General features: G+C 61.8%; 22 protein-coding genes and 1 pseudogene. 16 read left to right on the top strand and 7 right to left on the bottom strand.

Features of this window, described 5'->3' with window-relative positions:
- Positions 1–11 precede the first annotated feature (11 nt).
- From QLQ16_RS12165 to QLQ16_RS12175, 3 genes are read left to right on the top strand one after another with little or no spacing between them, the layout of a single operon-like run.
- Positions 12–401, top strand: coding sequence for a hypothetical protein (locus tag QLQ16_RS12165; RefSeq protein ID WP_283224946.1), 390 nt, complete (start codon positions 12–14; stop codon positions 399–401).
- Between the two features lie 12 nt (positions 402–413).
- Positions 414–2036 carry an ATP-dependent nuclease gene (locus tag QLQ16_RS12170; RefSeq protein ID WP_283225086.1) on the top strand — a complete coding sequence of 541 codons (1623 nt, stop codon included), beginning with the start codon at positions 414–416 and terminating at the stop codon, positions 2034–2036.
- Positions 2029–2397: a hypothetical protein gene (locus QLQ16_RS12175; protein ID WP_283224947.1), complete on the top strand. Its 369-nt coding sequence runs from the start codon at positions 2029–2031 to the stop codon at positions 2395–2397. The genes QLQ16_RS12170 and QLQ16_RS12175 overlap by 8 nt, the downstream gene beginning before the upstream one ends.
- Here QLQ16_RS12175 and sorT read toward each other — a convergent pair.
- Entirely contained in the window at positions 2346–3578 is a 1233-nt protein-coding gene (sorT, locus tag QLQ16_RS12180; protein WP_062405656.1) for a SorT family sulfite dehydrogenase catalytic subunit, read from the bottom strand. The genes QLQ16_RS12175 and sorT overlap by 52 nt on opposite strands.
- A gap of 217 nt (positions 3579–3795) precedes the next feature.
- Between sorT and sorU the strand changes: the two genes are divergently transcribed.
- The 5 genes from sorU to QLQ16_RS12205 all read left to right on the top strand — a co-directional run bounded on the left by sorU (position 3796) and on the right by QLQ16_RS12205 (position 5955).
- Entirely contained in the window at positions 3796–4146 is a 351-nt protein-coding gene (sorU, locus tag QLQ16_RS12185; protein ID WP_431310418.1) for a SorU family sulfite dehydrogenase c-type cytochrome subunit, read from the top strand.
- A 76-nt stretch (positions 4147–4222) separates the two neighbouring features.
- Positions 4223–4411, top strand: a complete 189-nt coding sequence (locus QLQ16_RS12190) for a hypothetical protein (protein ID WP_283224948.1) — start codon at positions 4223–4225, stop codon at positions 4409–4411.
- Positions 4408–4767 carry a DUF305 domain-containing protein gene (locus tag QLQ16_RS12195; RefSeq protein ID WP_008904210.1) on the top strand — a complete coding sequence of 120 codons (360 nt, stop codon included), beginning with the start codon at positions 4408–4410 and terminating at the stop codon, positions 4765–4767. Before QLQ16_RS12190 ends, QLQ16_RS12195 begins: the two co-directional genes overlap by 4 nt.
- 70 nt (positions 4768–4837) lie before the next feature.
- Positions 4838–5371: an RNA polymerase sigma factor gene (locus tag QLQ16_RS12200; RefSeq protein ID WP_050813810.1), complete on the top strand. Its 534-nt coding sequence runs from the start codon at positions 4838–4840 to the stop codon at positions 5369–5371.
- Positions 5368–5955, top strand: a complete 588-nt coding sequence (locus QLQ16_RS12205; RefSeq protein ID WP_283224949.1) for a hypothetical protein — start codon at positions 5368–5370, stop codon at positions 5953–5955. Before QLQ16_RS12200 ends, QLQ16_RS12205 begins: the two co-directional genes overlap by 4 nt.
- Positions 5956–6345: 390 nt before the next feature.
- Here QLQ16_RS12205 and QLQ16_RS12210 read toward each other — a convergent pair whose 3' ends face one another.
- Positions 6346–6681 carry a helix-turn-helix domain-containing protein gene (locus QLQ16_RS12210; protein ID WP_283224950.1) on the bottom strand — a complete coding sequence of 112 codons (336 nt, stop codon included), beginning with the start codon at positions 6679–6681 and terminating at the stop codon, positions 6346–6348.
- A 268-nt stretch (positions 6682–6949) separates the two neighbouring features.
- On the opposite strand from QLQ16_RS12210, the gene QLQ16_RS12215 reads away from it, so the two are divergent.
- The 5 genes from QLQ16_RS12215 (at position 6950) to QLQ16_RS12235 (ending at position 9269) form a co-directional block, all read left to right on the top strand.
- Positions 6950–7219: a helix-turn-helix transcriptional regulator gene (locus QLQ16_RS12215; protein WP_283224951.1), complete on the top strand. Its 270-nt coding sequence runs from the start codon at positions 6950–6952 to the stop codon at positions 7217–7219.
- An 11-nt stretch (positions 7220–7230) separates the two neighbouring features.
- Positions 7231–7716 (top strand): hypothetical protein, encoded by a 486-nt coding sequence (locus QLQ16_RS12220; protein WP_283224952.1) that lies wholly within the window; start codon positions 7231–7233, stop codon positions 7714–7716.
- Positions 7717–7770: 54 nt separating this feature from the next.
- Positions 7771–8454 (top strand): hypothetical protein, encoded by a 684-nt coding sequence (locus QLQ16_RS12225; protein WP_283224953.1) that lies wholly within the window; start codon positions 7771–7773, stop codon positions 8452–8454.
- Positions 8455–8511: 57 nt separating this feature from the next.
- Positions 8512–8907 carry a DUF6511 domain-containing protein gene (locus tag QLQ16_RS12230; protein WP_283224954.1) on the top strand — a complete coding sequence of 132 codons (396 nt, stop codon included), beginning with the start codon at positions 8512–8514 and terminating at the stop codon, positions 8905–8907.
- A 74-nt stretch (positions 8908–8981) separates the two neighbouring features.
- Positions 8982–9269: a hypothetical protein gene (locus tag QLQ16_RS12235; protein ID WP_283224955.1), complete on the top strand. Its 288-nt coding sequence runs from the start codon at positions 8982–8984 to the stop codon at positions 9267–9269.
- Here the strand turns inward: QLQ16_RS12235 and QLQ16_RS12240 are convergent.
- The 3 genes and pseudogenes from QLQ16_RS12240 to istA form a co-directional block, all read right to left on the bottom strand.
- Positions 9226–9936, bottom strand: coding sequence for a hypothetical protein (locus tag QLQ16_RS12240; RefSeq protein ID WP_283224956.1), 711 nt, complete (start codon positions 9934–9936; stop codon positions 9226–9228). The two genes, QLQ16_RS12235 and QLQ16_RS12240, sit on opposite strands and share 44 nt — an antisense overlap.
- The gene (locus QLQ16_RS12245) at positions 9933–10250 is read right to left on the bottom strand and encodes a hypothetical protein (RefSeq protein ID WP_283224957.1); all 318 of its coding nucleotides are present in this window, start codon (positions 10248–10250) and stop codon (positions 9933–9935) included. Before QLQ16_RS12245 ends, QLQ16_RS12240 begins: the two co-directional genes overlap by 4 nt.
- A 122-nt stretch (positions 10251–10372) precedes the next feature.
- A pseudogene (gene istA / locus QLQ16_RS12250) lies at positions 10373–11047 on the bottom strand (IS21 family transposase); the annotation flags it as partial.
- Positions 11048–11215: 168 nt separating this feature from the next.
- Here istA and QLQ16_RS12255 point away from each other — a divergent pair.
- Entirely contained in the window at positions 11216–11431 is a 216-nt protein-coding gene (locus QLQ16_RS12255) for a hypothetical protein (protein WP_431310415.1), read from the top strand.
- A gap of 55 nt (positions 11432–11486) precedes the next feature.
- Here QLQ16_RS12255 and panC read toward each other — a convergent pair whose 3' ends face one another.
- Together panC and panB are read right to left on the bottom strand one after the other, a co-directional pair.
- Positions 11487–12344 (bottom strand): pantoate--beta-alanine ligase, encoded by an 858-nt coding sequence (panC, locus tag QLQ16_RS12260; protein WP_283224958.1) that lies wholly within the window; start codon positions 12342–12344, stop codon positions 11487–11489.
- A gap of 31 nt (positions 12345–12375) precedes the next feature.
- A complete protein-coding gene (gene panB / locus QLQ16_RS12265; protein WP_283224959.1) occupies positions 12376–13263 on the bottom strand; it encodes a 3-methyl-2-oxobutanoate hydroxymethyltransferase in 888 nt (295 codons plus the stop codon).
- Between the two features lie 65 nt (positions 13264–13328).
- On the opposite strand from panB, the gene nadC reads away from it, so the two are divergent.
- The gene (nadC, locus tag QLQ16_RS12270) at positions 13329–14204 is read left to right on the top strand and encodes a carboxylating nicotinate-nucleotide diphosphorylase (protein ID WP_108326939.1); all 876 of its coding nucleotides are present in this window, start codon (positions 13329–13331) and stop codon (positions 14202–14204) included.
- On the top strand, positions 14204–15313 hold the full coding sequence (nadA, locus tag QLQ16_RS12275) for a quinolinate synthase NadA (protein WP_283224960.1): 1110 nt from the start codon (positions 14204–14206) through the stop codon (positions 15311–15313). Before nadC ends, nadA begins: the two co-directional genes overlap by 1 nt.
- The last annotated feature ends 4 nt before the right edge of the window (positions 15314–15317 follow it).

Raw genomic sequence — 15317 nt, forward strand, 5'->3', positions numbered from 1 at the left:
TTCGCGCGCGCTTGAAGCGCCTGAAGGTCCCAGCAAACCTTGCCTTTGTGGATACGATCGCTGGCTGGTCCATGCGCTACGCATACGCTTTTCCAGGCGTAGCCCGGCCTCCGGAAGGCTATCCGGTCAATGAGGAGTGGGATCAGCTTTATGAGGGTGCGGCCCGCGCCATCCAGATACCTGCCATCCGGCAGGTTGTCGAAGCCTCCTATGACCGGATCTTCATCGACGAATACCAAGACTGCGGTGACAGCCAACACCTTCTAGCTACGGCACTCTCCAAGATCCTTCCGACTATCGTGTTCGGTGAACGGTTTCGACCCCGTTGCTGCTCAAAGGGTTGCCGGTGGGTCACCGGACTGATCTCGCTGAGCATGATCCCGGCCTTCTTGTACTGGTAACCCGGCTTGAACATGCGCTCGCACAGGTACGCCTTTGCGGAGCCAGACTTCACCAACGCCGACACGACAAACCCGATCTCCATCGAGGCAACTGTTGGCGAACTGTCCGCATCCCTTAAATCGGATGAGCGCTTCGGTCTCTTCATTCGCGGCTGGACAACGGCTGGCGAACTGCGCGACGAACCGGAAGATGACGACGAGCCCGTCCTCACCGTCCGATTGACTGTCGACGCGTCCATGGAGCCCTCATGGGAACTAATCTGCGACCGAACCAGCGATCCTCGTGCACTCTCAAACCGGGACAGAGCACTATTCGGCCTGGTCCGGCTGGCAGGTGATGACGCTCGTCAGCTCGCATGGGGACAAGGCTCCATATTGTCACGCCTGACTGGCAACAGCGCGGAAGCAGCAGGACGCTTAGCCCAGGCATATAAGGCTGCTCGTGAGAACGCGAAGCTTCACGAGATTGAGGCCTTGACTAAAGCGGCGGAGGCGGCGGAGGAGTTTGCCAAGGGCTTGGGCGCTTACGTCGACGAGGGCTACTCCCCCGGGTTGGAGCTAGGTCGATCTGGCCTTAGCTCGGGATCCATAGCTCTGCACGACGGCAGTGTTCCGCTCCGTTTAGCGGGCCTTGGCACCCGACGGCTTGCTACGTTGGGTTTGCAGAAATCCGCCATCGCCGAGGGCGCAATCGTTCTCGTGGACGAGATCGAACATGGCTTAGAACCCCATCGAATCTTGGGCGCGATCTCCCAACTCAAATCGGCGCAGGAAGACTCTAAAAGGGTTGGCAAGCCTGCAGGTCAGGTATTAATGACGACGCATTCGGAAGTCGCCCTCGGGGAGGCTGGCCCAGAAGCACTCCGCGCTCTCATTGCCAATCGCACGTCTCGCGCAGTCGAAGTGGTCTCCTCAGAACCGATCGAGGCAATGCTCAAGTTGATCCGCTTCACACCTCGCGCGTTGTTTTCAAGAAGGATCATGGTCTGCGAAGGGAGTACGGAAGTAGGCCTTCTGATGGGCCTGAGAGAGCGGTGGCCGGCAGGTCATGGCGGACTTCCGATTGAGTATCATGGAGCCTCGATCGTCGATGGAAATGGGGCTGAGGCCTGCTCCATGGCACTCAACATATCCAAGCTCGGATTCACGGTCGCGATTTATCGTGACTCTGACGACCCTCTGAGTGCAAAGCAGACCGCGGCGCTGAGTGTGGCCGGCATTCCGGTCTTCGAGTATGGCGGAGGCATCTACACCGAGCGCGCCATCTTGGAGGCCGCCAATGACGATCAGGTTCAGAAGATCTTGGACTATGCGCGCGAGGAACGCGGCGAAGCCTTCATCAATGACAACCTCGTGGCCAAAGTCACTAACATGGACACGGCCACGGTCAAGGTTCCATTTAATGCTTGGACAATTTTTATCGAATCAGATGGCATCCAACTGCGGGTCGCACTGTCTGAGGTTGCTTCGGGAAAGGCGTTCGAAAACGGGAAGGATAAGAAGTCCAAGAGTTGGTTCAAGGATCAGGTGCGGGCACGCGGACTTGCCCCGATCGTTGATGACATCGCACAATCCAACCCAGCATCGCCTTTGTCGCAGACCCTGAAGAAAGTCGAGGAGTGGCTCTATGCCTGACCTCGACGAGCTCCTTGGTAAAGGGAACGCTAGCGTCATCGCTCCGGCAGGCCATGGTAAGACGGAGCTGATCGCGAAGCTGGCTGCCGTGACCACAGCGCTGTGCGCCAGCCCAGTGCGGCTGGTCGCTCACATCAAATGCACTGCACACGGTCTGGACAGCGCATCTTGGAGGATGACCAGTTCCGTGGCCGAACAACACCTTGCCTTGTTGAAGTTGCGCGGCATCGTCGGCGGCGTGCACGGGCAGCACTGTGAATGCCAACGACCACAGGGCAGCGACCAACGCGTGTTTTTGGATTGTGCGCTTCATGCCACGCTCACTTTCACGGCGTGGTCGGCCCAGCTGGTGTTGTTGTAGCCGCCCGCGTTTTCCATGCGTTGTTCGGGCTGCACGTTGCCTGCGGTGTCGGTGGCTCGGCTCGCCAGGGTGAACTGGCCCGCCGGCAGGCGCGCCGCAAAAACAAACTGCCGCCACGCAAAGCGGCCGAGGTCGGGCCCCACCATGCGCGCGAGCTGCCAGGTTTTTCCGCCGTCCAGAGAAACCTCGACCTTGGCCACCGCGTTCATGCCGCCAAACGCCACGCCATGGATCTGTGTGTCACCCGCTTTAAGCGGGGCGCCGTCCGTGCCGGGACCGTTGATCCACGACTTCACCGTCATTTCCTGCACCGATGGCTGCGACGGGTCGCCCTTCGCGCCGGGCGGTGAAATGCGGTAGCCGTGCGACATGATGCGTGCGTCGGTCTCCTGAGCGGTGAAGGCCAGGCGTTTGACGTACTTGATGTTGTTCACGCCCGTGTAACCCGGCACGATCAAGCGCAGTGGGCCGCCGTGGGCCAGCGAAATCGGCACACCGTTCATTTCCCAGGCCAGCAGGGCATCGGCGAGTGCGGCAGCAGGCACCGAGCGTTCCACGATCACGCTCTTGGGGTCCAGTCCATCGGGGAGTTTTTCGCCGCCTGTGCCGGTGAGGTAGGCCATGCCGGCCTCCACGCCGCCCAGGGCATCCACCACCCAGCGCACCGGCACACCGCTCCACACCACACAGCCTGCTGCGCCCACTTGCCAAGGCGTTCCACTGGGCTTGTTGGGGAAGTAGCCGCGTCCGTTGCCAGAGCATTGCAACACCATCGCCGTGGTCTCGATGCCCATGCGCTTGAGGTCGCCCAGCGTGAGTTTGCGCGGGTTCTTCACCCCCTCGATGTTGATCTCCCAGGCATCGCGGTTGCCCAGGATCGAGGCGTCGGGCGCGGGCAGATTGTTGCGGATGTAGAGCTGCTCGGACGGCGTGATTACGCTGGTGCCGAACACACTGCGCTTGGTCTCAATGGTGGTGCTGCTGTGCACGATCAGGCTGGCCGGGTCCTTCCAGCCCACGTACGCTGGCAGAGGCTTGGCAGCACCGGCCACGGCGACGGGCGCGGTCTCACCAGCAGCGGCTGCGGTGCGGCCAAAGCTGGCCAGACCAACGGCAGCCAAAGCAGCGCCGCTGCCGGCCAGCAGGTGGCGCCGGGGGAGCGAGGTGGGTTGTTGGTTCATTTCTGGGGTCTCCGGTGGTTGGGCGTCGTGCGCCGGTTGGGGTGAAAGGGGTGAGCGGTTGATTCGTTGACAGGGACGCGGTGCCTCAGCCTGGCCCGGACACGGGAGGTGCCGTAGAAGAGGTCTGGGGGGTAGGGCGCAAGCTGACCAAGAAGCTGGCCGTTCACGGCGTGCAGACTGCGCATGACCTTCGACGTGCGCATGTCCCGACGCTGCGATCCGAGTTTGGCGTGGTCATGGAGAAGATCCAACGCGAGCTGCAGGAAGTCCCGTGCATCGAGTTGCAGGAGATCCAGCCAGACAAGCAGCAGATCATCTCCAGCCGGTCATTCGGCAACATGGTCAAGGCGCGGTGCCTGCCTGCGCCCTGTGCCATGCGCTCAAGGACGCGGGAGCCGAAGGCGCCGTGGGCCCCAGCCTGGACGAGCTCAAGCCCGATGCCAAGCGCGTGGCCACCGCGCTGCGCAACGGCATTGGGCAGATGCCGTCCTACAACGGCAAACTCAGTGATGCGCAAATTGCCGCCCTGGCGGCCTACGTGGCCAAGGCTTCGGGTGGATCAAAGTGATGGCTGGTTGGCCACAGCGCTGCTGCGCCAACTGACAAAAGGGACGGGATCACCTGCAAACAGCGATCCCGACTGAGTGGCTGACCCAGGGCGGGTCAGCCACTCACCATCACTTGCCTGGTTTGATGTCGGGGACCCGCTGCGCCCGACCTTCATTGCGCAGATCCCCCTGGGCAATCTGACGCTGCCCTCTGGCGCGCTGCGCAACAAAAAGAGCATCAACCTCGTCTACGTGCGTGTGGGCGAGAAGGGCCAGACGGCATGAGCGGCGCGCACACCAGCCACGGCGCCAGCGCCGCGCACACCAGCGCATTCCAGCGGGATATGGACGAATCGATGGCCCGCATGATGCAGGCCATGCACAGCCCGGGCTACGCAGGCCAGGCCGACCAGGACTTTCTGGCGATGATGATTCCGCACCACGCCGGCGCTGTGGACATGGCGCGGCTGGTGTTGCAGCATGGGCGCGATCCTGTCACCCGGCAGTTGGCCGAGGAAATCATTGCCGGGCAGACGGTGGAGATCCAGAGCATGCAACGCCGACTGCACACCCTGCAGCAGCGCACAGCCAAAGGTGCGGAAGCGGAATTTCCGTCGCTGGGTGGGACGCGGGGGCCTTGATCGACAGCCCTAGGGAAAGTACCGATGAGCGCCACGGAATGAACCAAGCCACGCAGCGCTCTTGATCACCATGCTGTTCCAGTCTGCCGAGTCCCGCTATAACCAATGGGTGCGTGAGCACTACCGTTTTTTGCTGCGCAGTGCGTGGGCGCTCACTGGTTCGCGCGCCATTGCCGAAGACGTGGTGCAAGACTGTTTTGCCAACGCCTGGAAGCACCGGGAGCAACTGCGCGACGCTGCGCTGGCACGGGCTTGGCTCTTTCAGATCATGCGCCGCGCCGCCTTTCGCCAGGCCGCACCCAGCATGCAGTCGCTGGACGATGAAGAGCAGCCCGAGCAAGCGGCGCCCGACGCGGGGCTGGACGACAAACTCGATGTCGTCAAGGCGCTCGCGCGCCTGGCGCCCATCCACCGCGAGGTGCTGGTGCTGTTTTATTTCGACGACATGCCCACCGCCCAGATGGCCGAGGCGCTGGAGATCGCGCCCGGCACGGTGTTGTCGCGCCTAGCCCGTGCGCGCGACGCTTTGAAGCTGGCCATGGGGGTACCTGCGACACCCAAGGCCGATGTCAACGTTACCCCGTTTCGCAGGACCAAGACATGAGCCCCGATACCGACGCGCCTTTCCTGCCCAACAGCGAATTCGATTTGCGCGCGCGCGCCGAGTTGGCGATCGCCTTCGAGGCCAGCGACGCACCGGCACACCTGTACCGAAAGCCGCAGCCGCTGCTGGCGCGACGCGGCTTGCAGCGTTTTCTGGCGGCGCTTTTGCTGGCTGGTGGCACCAGCGGCGGGGTGCTCGCCGTGCGACCGCCAGCGATGGTGCGCGACGCGATCGACCACGAATACCACGAGCGCAGCTTGCGGGGCAGTTTCATGGAGCAGCGCCAGTTGCTCATGCACCTGGGCATGCGGGACGCCAACGTGGTGCCCGGGTTTCCCCAACTCATGCGGCCATGCGATATCGAAGGTCACCTCGCTTACCACCTCACCACGTTCTTCGAGAAGGGCGGCATGGTGACGGTGTATGCCTTTGACCAGCCTGTGGACCTGCGCGAGGCCAGCGGCTGGTGGAGCAACGTGCACTGGAAGGTGATCCGCTCGCGCGAGGGCAAGCCCTTGTTGCTGGTGGCCCAGAAAAAGAAGGCACTGGCGGTCGCGCAGACGGCACTGCAGGCACCCGGCTGAAATCATCCACGCAAGCGAGGTAGTCCGCTTCGGTCAGTGGCCCCAGCGATGCATCTTTGGCACGAGCCTTGGCATGTGCGCGTGCGATCACCCGCCGTCCCCACGCGTCAGGTTCGGTATCGGCCAAGGCCAAGAAGAAGCACGTGTCGTTCTTGGTGGGGGGCTTGCGAAGTTGGTAGCCGCTTTGGCGGATGAGGTCGGGTGAGACATCAAAGAACTGCGCATCTGCCAGCCATTCGTCGCTGTAGGCGAATTGAGAAAACTCCCGTTGACCGTCCTTGACGAAGATGAGCCGCCCCAGCGGCTTTTCTGCCTTGCCCAGAAAGACATCCATCTGGGTGCGCGTTGGAGCCGGTCTGGCGGTGGGTTTGGCAGCAGGTTTTGTGGCCATCAGAACGCTCCAGATTCGGGTGATTTGCGGGACTTGCGCACCCGCTGGGGCAATTTTTCATCCATCAGCGTCAGGCCGATGGTGTCTTGAGGCGTGTCGAGCAACTGATTGAGCTTGTCCAGCTCCCCGAACACCTGCAAGGCCCTGGCAAGGTGAACCATGGCGGTCCCTGGGTGGCCAGCTTCCATTCGCCGCACGGTATGGGCAGACGCGCCGATCCGTTCAGCAAGATCTTCCTGTGTCAGGTGTCTGCGCCGACGGGCAAGCGAAATTGCCTGACCGAGTCGGGTCAGGCTGCGTGCAACTGGCAATGGTGGTGGGGATAGAGATTTCATTTAAGGCGCATTTTATGGCGCTTTAAAAATTTTAGCAATGCATATATGAGTGTTTATTTCCGTGAATGCAGAAATTTACTTTGGTATTGGTCGGAAATTTACTTTGCTATTGCAGGTGCTCCAAGCAAAGCGCCAAGCTCATCAGACACCAGGCCAGGATCAAGGAACTGGAGATATCGCCAAAGTTCCTTGTTCAGTTCCTTATCAGTTCCCCATTGATTTTCTGAAATAGCAGCGTTGTCCCTCAACTCTCTGAAAGGAGTGACCCATGCTGCTAGCAACACCAGCGCTTTCAACGCTCAACCCCTTGAGCGTCATGGCCCCAGAGCCATACATGCCCCCACGGCAAGTCCTGAGCGAAGCCGATTTGGCCTCGCGATGGGGCATGAGCCCCAAGACCCTCCAACGTTGGCGAATGGAAGGGCGCGGCCCCCATTACTTGAAGCTGGGCAAGCGGGTGAACTATCCCCTCAATGCCGTGATTGCCTTCGAGAACTGCGTCCAGCACGTCTCCACCTCACAACGGGCAACTGCCTAAGGAGCCACCCGATGAATCACCTCCAATTGCAACAGGCGGCCTTGCCCGACCTCTCCGAGAGCCAGATCAGCCGTCTGCCCAAAGACCAACTGGCTCATTTCAGCAACGCGGTGCAGCAGCTCCATGACTGGACGCTGCAAATGCGTGGCCGAATCAACCGAGGAATGGAAATCCGCTATGCCGACCAGATCCGTCATGCCGCAACGCTTGGTCAGGAAGAAGCTGCCAGATTCCGCATCGACGACGGTGACCTGCAGATCGATGTCTCTCAGCCCAAAGAAATCGTCTGGGACCAAAAGCACCTGTCTGAAATCGCTGAACGGATGGTCGTTGCAGGTGACCGCGTACAGGACTTCATGCAGGTTCAGTTCTCGGTAGCCGAGCAGGACTACGCCCGCTGGCACCCACTGCTGCGCGCGGCATTTCAGCCCGCCCGCAAGGAACTCATCACCGAGCCCACCTTCCAGATCCGCTGGGTAGGTGATGTCCAGCTCTGAGCGCCCAAAGCCTTCATCTTCACCCAAACACCACCAATCAAAGGAGATTTCTCAATGAACAACGACAACCACCACCAGGCTGCATGGTCTGATTTCAATAACGCCGATGCCCAGCAAGGCGAGTTCAACCTGATCCCAAAAGGCACCCAGGCCCTGGTACGTATGGCAATCAAACCCGGCGGCCATGACGACGCCAGCAAGGGCTGGACGGGTGGCTATGCCACGGCATCGGATGAAACGGGGGCAGTGTTCCTGTCCTGCGAATTCGTGCTGCTCACGGGACCATTTGCCAAGCGCAAGATCTGGAGCAATGTAGGCCTGCACTCCAACAAGGGGCCAACCTGGGCGCAGATGGGGCGCAGCTTCATCAAGGCGGTGCTCAACAGCTCGCGCAACATTCACCCCGATGACAACTCACCCGAGGCACAACGTGCTCGCCAGATTCGCAGCTTTGGTGACCTCGATGGAGCTGAATTTGCCGCTCGCATAGGTATTGAAAAAGATGGTCAAGGCGAGTACCGCAACATCATCCGGCTGGTGATTGAGCCTGACCACAAGGAGTACGCCGACCTGATGCAAGCCAAACTGCAACGTGATGGGGGCACCGGTGGTGGCCATGGATCTGGCGGGGCCCCAGCGACTGCCGTACCCCCGACTGCGGCGCAAGCCCCCCAGTCGGGGGTCAGCTACACCCCCCGTCCCGGCAACGTGCAGGGCCGACCTGCATGGGCGCAGTGATGGCGAGGCTGCATGAAGTGCTGGGTGTGTTCCCGTCAGGCCAGAGGATTTGGCCATGTGGATCTGCGCTTCAAGGTGGGGCATCCCAAGCGATATCCCATCGACTGGATCTTCTGCTCAAGGCGTTGCCAAGATTGTTTCCATCGGCTTTACGCGGCCGGTGTGCGCTATCTCGAACGCGAGGGCGCATTGCCGACGGCAGCAGACTTGGGAGTGGGCGTGATAGATCCGACTGAAGCAGAACTGGCCGCCATGCAGCAGTGCCTCAAACCATTGGGAGAAGCCGCCAGCGAGATCGGAATGGATCGCCCGCTTTTGAGCTACACCCAGCAAGAAGCTCTGCAGCTGATCAACGCCGTGGTCACGACCTATGTCGAGGCCATGGTTCAAGAACACGAACGCAGCAAGTACCCCAGCGTTCGTATGCAACTGGATGCCCAGCCAATCAACTGAGCTGAGCGTCCTTCCAACCTTCACCAACCAACTGATGCAGACGGCGAAAACCGTTTGCAGGGACGACTGTTTTCATGAAAAAAAGCAAACCAATGATTTCTCCAAAGAGGCAGCCAGCACATATGGCGGCTGACTTCGCGGAGGACTTTCTCGTCACGGCCGAGCAGGCTTCGGCAGCGCTGAATTTGCCGCTGTACTACTTCATCGACGCTCGCAAGCGCACTGAGCTGGGAATCCCGTACTACTCCATCAATCGCATGGTGCGCTATCGAATCCGGGAACTTCACAAATGGCAAGTGAGGTACGCAGCCGAGCAGGTCAAGCACCCAGATGCATCTCCAGCGGGAGGTGCGCATGCTTGACTTCAACGATGTCCCCATCGGGGGCGCGCGCAAGGTACGGGTCTTGCTTGAGCCTGGACGGAATGTCTTTGCTCGGGAAGTCATTGAGATCGGCTTCAGTCTTCCTCACTCCGCTAATTTCAAAGTCACCCGAATACGCGACGATGGCCTTGAACGGGCTCTTGATCGACGCGAGGTAGTCGGACACCTCGCGGTAATAGTCGATGGCCCGAGCGATGCCGTTGCAAACGATCATCGCCCGCGCCTTGCCACCGATCTTTTGCTTGCCTGCCACCTGCGCCACGAAGTGGTCGACCATGATCTCAGCCTTCTTGCGGATGGCCTTATCGTGGGATTCGACGTAGTGGCGAATCTTTTTCAGCGCCTTCAGCCTCAGCAGTTCATTGACAGTGCTCGGGTCAAGCTCTTCTAGCTTGGCAATTTCTGAGCCGCTGCGGACCTTTCCTTCATCCAACAGCCGCTGCCAATAGTGGGCTCGGGCAAGGCCTTGGAACAGAGCAATTTGGCTGCTCTTGTCTATGCACTCTCCATCTAAATAACCCTCAGTCGTTTCAGGGGATATCACAACTGTTTTGATGCCCGGACGGCGCTTGAGCTTGAAGGGGGTGCGCGTGGTGATCCTAAAGTTGCCGTCGCTCATGATGTCGCTGACGGTCATGTCGCTCATGCGGGCATCTCCAGTTCCAGCATCTCTGCCCCCGTTGTTTTGGGCTTCATGGTTTCCAGCAGAGGGATCCAGTTATCTGTGCGCCAACTGACCTCAACCGTATCGTCCTCATGGAGCGTGATCCGTTCCACCAGGCTTCGGATGATGTGGCTCTTCACCTGATCAAAGTAGTTGTCCCAGATCTTCGCAGTGCGCTGCAAGATGAGCACGACCGCCTGCGGTTCTGGAATGCCAGGGTTGATGGACTGGATACGGTGCCAGTATTGGGTGAGCATCGTGCCCGAGCGCAGGAAATCAAGCACCTGCTTGGTCACCTCTTGCTCGAGGGGTTCAGCCGGTTGGTTCGGGATGCTGCTCTGGCTGGCACCTTCGTGCATCTTCTTGTTGTGCACGTAGTACCGATAGACCTTCCCAGATTTTTTTGTGTTGCCATTGGCAGGTAATGCCCCGTCATCGTCTCAAAGCGCGCGTTGATGGTGCGCTTCTTGCCATCGCCCACCTTGTCCACCGCCGTCTTCATGTTGTCGTAGATCCCGCGCTTGGTGACGCCACCAAACACGGCAAATGCCCTGGCATGTGCCTCGAACAGCATCTCGTGCGCCTGGTTGTAATAGGCCGACAGCACAAACGCCCGGCTGGCCGCCAGCTTGGTGTGGGCCAGGTCCAAACGTCTGCGCAAACCACCGATGACTGCGTATTCAGTGCTCCAGTCAAACTGGAAGGCCTCCCCCATGTCAAAGTGCATGGGGACATAGCCTTGGCCTTTGGCTGCCAAGTCCTGCTCTTTGCGCCAGCGCAGGGCAAAGGTGTAAACCGGACCTCGGCTACCCGGGTAACCCAGCGCCCTTAGCCCCTCAAACAGCGCTTTGGTGCCTCGGCGCTCACGTTTGTTGCGGTGGCTGTCTGACTTCAGCCACTGCGTAAGCACCTCCTCATAGGGGCCCAATATGCCTGGCCCTGACGCCCTCTTGGGGTAACGGGGTTCGGTCATCTCCGGCTGCTCCAGCCACTTCGTGGCCGTGTTGCGCGAAATCCCCAGTCGATTGCTGGCCTCGCGTATGGATATGCCGTCCCTCAAAACAAGACGGCGCAATTTGCTCAAAGTACTCACGTTGATCACTCCTGCCACCCTGCATAAAAAATAAGCAGGGTAGCTTGTAGTGTGGCTCAAATTTCAACGTGTAAAGCTCCGAAACTGGCTCAGTTTTGGTTGTGATTCAACAGGGAGTGGATTTGCATCGAGATTTGATTAAAAGAATGGCTGTTCTAGCCTATCTATATGACTGCAAAGGGTCGAGGCTGTGTTGAAACGCATCTCCGCGCCTGCGGTTACATCCGCGGCTACAGCGCTGGCACCTTGGTGCAGCGCGCTAGTCACCTTGTTGTGGACATGCCGATCGGCGAAGGCGTGGTGGCGCTGCTGCATGGCCATTTGCAGCCGGCCGAAGCGGCTGCCGCGCTGATGGGGCGCGAGTCCTGGGGCGAGTCAGTCTAAACCCTCAGGCCGTGGACCCGCAACCTGCGGACTTGCAGATCCGTCCGGTAAAAGATCAGACCTCGAAGTTGTCGATCAACCGCGTCGTACCCAGTCGCGCTGCACCCAGCACCACCAACGACTGTCCTGTGTCCCCAGCTTGCGGGGCCTGCAGGTCGGCGCGGCGGCGTAGCGTGAGGTAATCGGGCCGCCAGCCTCGCGCGGCCAAGGCCTGCAGGGCGCGCTGCTCCAAGCCTGGCAGTTGTGCCGGCAGAGCATTCGCCGCGGCCAGCGCATCGCTCGCCAGGGTGCGCAGCGCCAGCGAGAGCTGAACCGCCTCGACGCGCTCGGTCTCGTTCAAATAGCCGTTGCGTGAACTCAGCGCCAGGCCGTCGGGTGCACGGCAGGTTGGGCCACCGACGATCTCGATCGGCAGCGTGAACTGGCGCACCATCTGGCGGATCACCATGAGCTGCTGGTAGTCCTTCTGGCCGAACAGCGCAACGCCTGCCGCGTGGCCGCTGAACACGGCCGAAAACAGCTTCATCACGACGGTGCTGACGCCGGTGAAGAACCCGGGTCGGAACTGACCCTCCAGGATGTCAGCCAACGCCGGGTCCGGGTGCATCTTGAAGGTCTGGGGCTCGGGATACAGGTCGGTTTCGCGCGGCGCGAACACGATGTCGCAGCCGGCCGCCTGCAGCTTGGCGCAGTCGGCGTCCCAGGTGCGCGGGTAGCTGTCGAAGTCCTCGTGCGGCAGGAACTGCAGGCGGTTCACGAAGATGCTGACCACGGTGGCGTCGCCCAGCAGCCGGGCCTGCTTGACCAGGGCCAGGTGGCCGTCGTGCAGGTTGCCCATGGTCGGGACGAAGGCAGGCTTGGCGTGCGCGGCCAGGAGCTGGCGCAATTCTGGGATGGTGCGGGCGATTTCCATGATCGGTGTGGATGTGGGCTGCGGGCCGTGCTTACCAGGCGTGCAGCTTGTCGTCGGGGAAGGTGTCGCTCTTGACGGCCTGGACATAGGCCTCGATCGCCGCCTTCACGTTGCCGGCATCTTGCATAAAGTTATGCACGAACTTGGGTATCTTCCCCAGGTTGATGCCGAGCATGTCGTGAAGCACCAGCACTTGGCCGGCCGTGCCCTTGCCGGCTCCGATGCCGATGGTGTGGCAGTGGTGCAACTCGGATGTAAGTTCGGCCGATAGCCACGCCGGCACCATTTCCAGCACCAGCATGGTGGCGCCGGCGTCCTGCAATTCATGGGCATGCTGCTTGAGCGTGCGCGCCGCCGCTTCAGTCTTGCCCTGCACGCGGTAGCCGCCCAGCGCGTGCACCGTTTGCGGCGTCAGGCCCAGGTGGGCGCAGACCGGGATGCCCCGCTCGACCAGGAATTTAACCGTAGGCGCGGTCCAGCCGCCGCCTTCGAGCTTGACCATGTGGGCACCGGCCTGCATCAGCTGGCAGGCGCTGCGCAGCGCCTGTTCGCGGCTTTCGGCGTAGCTGCCGTGGGGGAGGTCGGCGATCAGCCAGGCCGTGCCCTGCACCCGGTGCAGGCCGCGCGAGACGCTTTCGGTATGGTAGCGCATGGTCTCCAGCGTCACGCCCACGGTGCTGGGCAGGCCCTGGCAGACCATGCCCAGCGAGTCGCCTACCAGCAGGCACTCCACGCCAGCGGCGTCGGCCACGGCGGCGAAGGTGGCGTCGTAGGCTGTGAGCATGGTGATTTTCTCGCCCGACTCCCGCAACTGCTGCAGGCGTGGCAGGCTGACGGGGCGACGCTGCGGCAGCGGCGAGGCCGGGGGCAGGGTGCCGTAGGGCGTGGCGCTGGCGGGGGCCGTTGGGCTGGGGTTCATGGTGGGGCTGCAAGTCAAGTCAGTCGGTGTCGGGAGTCTATTCGATTCGGCTATGCTTCAGGCTCATGACACATTTTACCGATGAATCGCAAAAAGCCATTGCCGAGCTGGCCCGGCAGGATGCGGCGCGCGCGCTGCAGGAAGATGTGGGCAATGGGGATCTGACCGCCGGCCTGATCGACCCGGTCCGGCGCGCGCGGGCGCTTATCCTTGCGCGCGAAAGCGCCGTGCTGTGCGGCGCGCCCTGGCTCGAAGAGGCCGTGCACCAGCTGGACCCGCAGGCGCGCATCACCTGGCTAGTGGCCGAAGGCCAACGCTGCGTGGCGGATCAGGTGGTGGCGGAGATCGAGGGCCAGGCGCGCGCGCTGCTCACCGCCGAGCGCACCGCGCTGAACTACCTGCAATTGCTCAGCGGCGTGGCGACCACCACGGCCATGTATGTGGACGCCGTGAAGGGCACCCGAGCGCGTATCGTGGACACGCGCAAGACCCTGCCCGGTCTGCGGCTGGCGCAAAAGTACGCGGTGCGCACCGGTGGCGGCACCAACCATCGCATCGGCCTGTACGACGCGGTGTTGATCAAGGAAAACCATATCGCCGCGGCGGGCGGTGTGGCGCCGGTGCTGCAGGCAGCGGCGCAATTAATGAGGGAGGGTGCGGCGCAGGCCGCCTTCGTGGAGATCGAGGTCGAAACTCTGGTCCAGCTCGACGAGGCGCTTCAAGCCGGCGCGACCATGGTGCTGCTCGACAACATGGATATCCCTGGACTGAATGAGGCTGTGCGCCTGAATGCCGGCCGCGCGATACTGGAAATATCGGGTGGCGTGACATTGAAGAGCCTGCGCGCCCTTGCAGAAACGGGGGTCGACCGCATCTCCATCGGAGCCCTCACCAAAGACGTGAAGGCGATCGACTTTTCCATGCGTTTTCAGGAGTTGTGATGGGAGCAGTGATCTATCCGGTCATCGATGTGGAATTCGAGCAGCCGGCCTGCCCGACCCGCCATGCCTGGGCCCGCGTGCCGCCCGAGCCGTCGCCGGTGGAGCGCGCGGCGCTGAAGGACCGTATCCGGCAGTTGCTCAAGGCGCGCAATGCGGTCATGGTGTCGCACTACTACGTGCACCCCGACCTGCAGGACTTGGCCGAGGAAACCGGCGGCATCGTCAGCGATTCCCTGGAAATGGCGCGTTTCGGCCGCGACCACGCGGCGCAGACCCTGATCGTGTCCGGCGTGCGCTTCATGGGCGAGACCGCCAAGATCCTGAGCCCCGAAAAGCGCGTGCTGATGCCCGACCTGGACGCCACCTGCTCGCTCGACCTGGGCTGCCCGAACGTGGATTTTTCCGCGTTCTGTGACGCGCACCCGGACCGCACCGTCGTGGTCTACGCCAACACCAGCGCGGCGGTGAAGGCGCGCGCCGACTGGCTGGTGACGTCCAGCTGCGCGCTCGACATCGTGCGCGCTCTCAAGGACAAGGGCCACAGGATCCTCTGGGCGCCCGACAAGCACCTGGGCGCCTACATCCAGCGCGAAACCGGCGCCGACATGGTGCTCTGGCAGGGCTCGTGCATCGTGCACGACGAGTTCAAGGCCTTTGAGCTGGAAGCCCTGAAGAAGGAACACCCCCGAGCCAAGGTGCTGGTGCACCCGGAAAGCCCGGCCGAGGTGGTGGCGCTGGCCGATGCGGTGGGTTCGACCTCGGCCATCCTGAAGGCCGCGCATGAGCTGGACGCACCGGAATTCATTGTCGCCACCGACAGCGGCATGATGCACAAGCTGCGCGCGCTGAACCCCGGCAAGACCTTCATCGAAGCGCCCACGGCCGGCAACAGCGCCACCTGCAAGAGCTGCGCGCACTGCCCCTGGATGGCGATGAACAGCTTGGCGGGTGTAGCCCATGTGCTGGAGACCGGCGTCAATGAAGTGCACGTGGACCCGGCCCTGGGCCTGCGCGCGCGGGTGCCGATCGACCGCATGCTGGCCTTCACTGCCGCGCTCAAGGCTGGCCAGCCGGCGGGCGCGCTGGTGCCCCGGATCGGCGCCGCCTGAGGTC

Origin of the sequence: Limnohabitans lacus, from assembly GCF_030053395.1 — a bacterium.
In the GTDB taxonomy this organism is placed as follows: Bacteria; Pseudomonadota; Gammaproteobacteria; order Burkholderiales; family Burkholderiaceae_C; genus Limnohabitans_A; species Limnohabitans_A lacus.